Raw genomic sequence first — 4,259 nt, 5'->3', positions numbered from 1 at the left:
ACCGCGCCCTCCTCCGGTCCCCTGCTCGAAATGCCAAGCGCCCTCGACCGGCCCCGGCTCATCGGTGGATCCAGGCTTAGCTTAGTCATGTATCTGACCGACAGCGCCCGAGGTGTGGTCTTCCGCTACGACCTGGACGACGATGGGCGGCTCGGCGGGCGCACCGTGTTCCTCGATGTGGAAGACGGACAACCAGACGGTATGACTGTGGACGACGGCGTTGGGCTGTGGGTCGCCATATGGGGTGCGGGTCAGGTCCGCCGCTACGACAGCGAAGGCCAGCTGAGGGAGTCGTTCACCCTCCCCGCAAGCCAACCGACCTCTCCCTGCCTGGCAGGGTCGCGCCTGTTTATTACGACCGCCCTCTACGGACTGAGCCCTGCGCAGGCTGGTCAATCGGGTGCTGTCTTCGCAGTTGACGTGACAGAAACAGCTCCCCCGGCGGCGGCTTACGTGCATCGCCCTAGGGCGGGAGGCGACGGCTCCAACTCCAGATCGTCGTAGTTTCGAGTCTGCCGACATCTCGCGGGCAACGGCTGCAGGGAGCGCACCTCACTTGATAGTGGCAACACGGTCATGCGGACGCTGGACGGGTATCTCTCCGCTGGCTCCCTGTTGCCTCGTCGGGCGACTTGTGGGAGGTCCGGATGTGATGGGGTACTGACAGGGTCTGGCACACACTCCCCATCCAGTCATAGCGTGGATGCCTTGAGCGGCAACGCAACCGAGAACAACGAACAGAACCGAGAACATGAAGCGACGGCATACCCCTTCCTGCGGAACAGCCTGCGTGCAGCGCGGGCGGGGTGGTCTCTGACCCTCGAGGAAGCCGCTGTCGCAGGGAGCACCGCATGACGGGGCGCACTAATCGTCTCTGGGCCTACGCCTTGTGACCACCTATCGAGAACGAACAGGCGGAAGCGAATGAACGACACGAATTCGACCAGATCTTCCCGCTCGGGGAAAGGAACAACGCCTACGCGGTACTTCAGCGGCCAGAGCTACCTAGCTCCGCTCACCTCGGGGAGCGTTCCTGTCAGCAACATCACCTTTGACCCGGGCTGCCGCAACAACTGGCACATCCATCACGGCACCGGCGGCGGCGGCGACCAGATTCTGCTGTGCACCGCGGGCAGCGGCTGGTACCAGGCCGAGGGCCAGGACCCCATCAGCCTGGAGCCGGGCACAGTAATCCACGTCCCGGCCGGAAAGAAGCACTGGCACGGCGCGAAGGCCGACTCGTGGTTCTCCCACGTCGCCTTCATCACCCCGGGAGAAGACCTCAGCAACGAATGGCTCGAGCCCGTCACTGACGAGGCGTACGGCGAGTTGCCCAAGAAGGGAGAGAACGCATGACCATCCTGAACGACACCTACACCCTTTCCAATGACGTGACCATCCCGAAGCTCGGGCTGGGTACCTGGTTCATCGACGACGACAAGGCCGCACAGGCGGTCCGCGACGCCATCGAGATCGGCTACCGCAACATCGACACCGCCCAGGCCTACGACAACGAGCGCGGCGTCGGCGAAGGAGTCCGCACCAGCGGCGTCGCCCGCGACGAGCTGTTCGTCTCCACGAAACTGGCCGCGGAGATCAAGAACTACGACGACGCCGTGGCGGCGATCGACGAATCCCTTCAGGCGCTGGGGCTGGAGTACATCGACCTGATGCTCATTCACGCCCCGCAGCCCTGGGACGACTTCCGCGGCGGAGACTACACCGAAGGCAATCGCGATGCCTGGCGCGCACTGGAGGAGGCTCACGCGGCGGGCAAGCTCCGCTCCATCGGCGTCTCCAACTTCCTGCAGCAGGACCTGGAGAACATCCTCGGCGGGGGCACAGTCGCGCCGCACGTGAACCAGCTGCTCGTCCACGCAGGCAACACCCCGACGGAGCTACTCGCCTACTGCAGGAGCAAGAACATCCTGGTCGAGGCGTACTCGCCGATCGCTCACGGCGAGCTCCTGAGGAACCCGGACGTCGCGGCGATGGCCGAGAAGTACGGCGTGACGGTGCCGCAGCTGAGCATCCGCTACACCCTGCAGCTGCGCACCGTATCGCTGCCCAAGACCGCCAACCCCGAGCACATGCGGTCCAACGCCGAGGTGGACTTCGAGATCACGCCCGAGGACATGACCACGCTGCGAGACCTGCGCGCCCGGGACTATGGCGAGAACAGCGCGTTCCCCGTCTACAGCGGCAAGTAACAAGCTTCTGCCGCGGCGTTCGGAAGAGGTCTCAGGTCGTCGCGGCTGGACGGGAAGGCATCTCCACTCGCGCTCGAGGTCGACGCACTGGGTGGGCTCCCCGCGGCACACGCGCTGTGGCGCTTGTGCTAGGGAAAGACAGGGGTTCGGCCATCTGAGGTCCCTTCCGCCCTAATCCACTCCCCGACATGCGTCATTGTCCCGAGAAGGAGCCAGTTGGGCTGCGGCTTTGACACAGCAGCCCGTTGCTGCCACGCCGTGGGGCGGCAGGATGTTGAAACCGATTCAGAGGCGTACTTGCGCGCTAATGGCCGCTGACCAATGATGGCTCGGCCGGCCACCACAGCTTGCCGCCGGTTCGGCAAGGCAACGGCACGCATACGTGAGGCTCGTCAGCCCGCCACCGCGAACGTCGATTTGATGCGTCGGAGACACGTGGCCGGAAAGGGTTCTGCCGTACCCCCTATCAGGGCAGCCTCTCAGTGGCCGTGATGTTGGGGGTGATGCATGTATGACACACATGTTGGCTCAATGCAGAACGCACTCAACGGCCTGCGTCCCGGGTCCGGTCGCTCCTCTGGCGAAGCTGGACCTGCAGGCGGCGCTCCAGCAGGCGTACGACGACGCTTTGGCATGTCCAAGAACCACCGTGACGGTCACGCGAGCCGACCACGGCATCTCCCACCTTATGCGTGGGTGCAGCGACACGACGAGGTGGGTGATTTGCGAAAGCTGCATGACAGCCGACTGACGCATCGCCCGCACCGCGGCTACTTGTTTCATTGACGCAGGATCGGTGCCCGCGCAGGCTCGGTCCAGGTGTCGGGGTTGGTCGCTCTCAATTGCGGCTGTCCTTCCTTCGGGTTGTGACTCTCACATGGCATGCGCCGCCCCGGCACCGCAGGGCCGGAGAGGCTGAAGAAGGGACTGTGCTGCCGTAAGTAGCGGTGCCCTCCCTGCTCGACCATTTAGTGGTTCGACGACAGGAGTAGGCATCGTGGAACAGGCACCAACAGCGGGTGTGGTGATCGGGATGGATCCGCACAAGCGCAGCGTGACGATCGAGGTGATGACCGCCGACGAGGGCATCGTGGACCGCGGCCGGTACGCCACCGACGAGACCGGCTTCGCCGGGCTTCTCGAGAGGGCGAGCAGGTGGCCGACCCGGGTCTGGGCGGTCGAGGGCTGCAACGGCATCGGCCGTCACGTTGCCACCCGTCTGGTCGGCGCCGGCGAACAGGTGGTGGATGTGCCGCCGAAGCTATCGGCTCGGGTGCGGACGTTCGCCACCGGTCAGGGCCGCAAGACCGACGCCACCGACGCGCACTCCGTGGCGTTGGTCGGGACCCGCATGTCCGGGCTGCGCCCGGTGGTGCCCGACGCGGACCGGGAGGTGTTGCGGATCCTGGTCGACCGGCGTCGCTCCATCGGCGAGGAGCACACGCACAAGGGCAACCAGCTGCATGCGCTTCTGCTGGAACTGATCCGGGGCGGCGCCAAGCGTGACCTGTCCGCCGCCCAAGCCCGCAAGCTCCTCGCTGGTGTGCGCCCCGGTGATGTGGTCGGCAAGACCCGTAAGCGGGTCGCCGCCGAGCTCGTCACCGACCTCGAGCGCCTGTACCTGCGCAAGAAGGCTGCGAACAAGGAGCTCACCTCGCTGCTGCGTGGCACCGGCACCACGCTGACCGACCTGCACGGCATCGGACCCTCCGGTGCTGCCCGGTTGCTGGTCGAGGTCGGCGACATCACCCGGTTCCCCGACAGCGGCCACTTCGCGTCCTGGACCGGCACCGGCCCCATCGACGCATCCTCCGGGGACAACGTGCGCCACCGCCTCAGCCGTGGCGGGAACCGCAAGATCAACCGGGTCCTGCACATCATGGCCATCGTGCAGCTGCGCAACGCCACCGAAGGCCGGGCCTACTATGACCGCAAAGTCGCCGCCGGCAAGACCCCCAACGAAGCGATGCGATGCCTCATTGGAGGAGTATCGGGGGCGCGGCCGGGCCGGATGTCTGGTCGTGGCTGTCGGTCGTGTCGGGGGATGGC

5 protein-coding genes are annotated in these 4,259 nt (G+C 65.8%); all 5 read left to right on the top strand.

Translation table 11 applies throughout. The features are described 5' to 3' along the window. Nucleotides 1–504, top strand: a 504-nt coding sequence (locus PHA84_RS20590) for an SMP-30/gluconolactonase/LRE family protein (RefSeq protein WP_270890016.1), incomplete at its 5' end; no start/stop codon positions are given. Between the two features lie 204 nt (nt 505–708). Next, the gene (locus PHA84_RS20585) at nt 709–855 is read left to right on the top strand and encodes a hypothetical protein (RefSeq protein ID WP_270890015.1); all 147 of its coding nucleotides are present in this window, start codon (nt 709–711) and stop codon (nt 853–855) included. Between the two features lie 69 nt (nt 856–924). Beyond that, nucleotides 925–1,356 carry a cupin domain-containing protein gene (locus PHA84_RS20580; RefSeq protein ID WP_270890014.1) on the top strand — a complete coding sequence of 144 codons (432 nt, stop codon included), beginning with the start codon at nt 925–927 and terminating at the stop codon, nt 1,354–1,356. After that, a complete protein-coding gene (locus PHA84_RS20575; RefSeq protein ID WP_270890013.1) occupies nt 1,353–2,210 on the top strand; it encodes an aldo/keto reductase in 858 nt (285 codons plus the stop codon). Before PHA84_RS20580 ends, PHA84_RS20575 begins: the two co-directional genes overlap by 4 nt. A 997-nt stretch (nt 2,211–3,207) precedes the next feature. Beyond that, on the top strand, nt 3,208–4,259 hold a 1,052-nt coding region (locus tag PHA84_RS20570), incomplete at its 3' end, for an IS110 family transposase (RefSeq protein WP_270890012.1).

It is taken from the genome of Pedococcus sp. 5OH_020 (assembly GCF_027812955.1).
Taxonomy (GTDB): domain Bacteria; phylum Actinomycetota; class Actinomycetes; order Actinomycetales; family Dermatophilaceae; genus Pedococcus.
Note: the sequence above shows the minus strand (reverse complement) of the source record. Positions and strands in the feature narration are given on the sequence as shown.

Coding starts and splice junctions, on each gene's coding strand:
- PHA84_RS20580 (WP_270890014.1), top strand. CDS start 925: ATGAACGACACGAATTCGACCAGATCTTCCCGCTCGGGGAAAGGAACA.
- PHA84_RS20575 (WP_270890013.1), top strand. CDS start 1,353: ATGACCATCCTGAACGACACCTACACCCTTTCCAATGACGTGACCATC.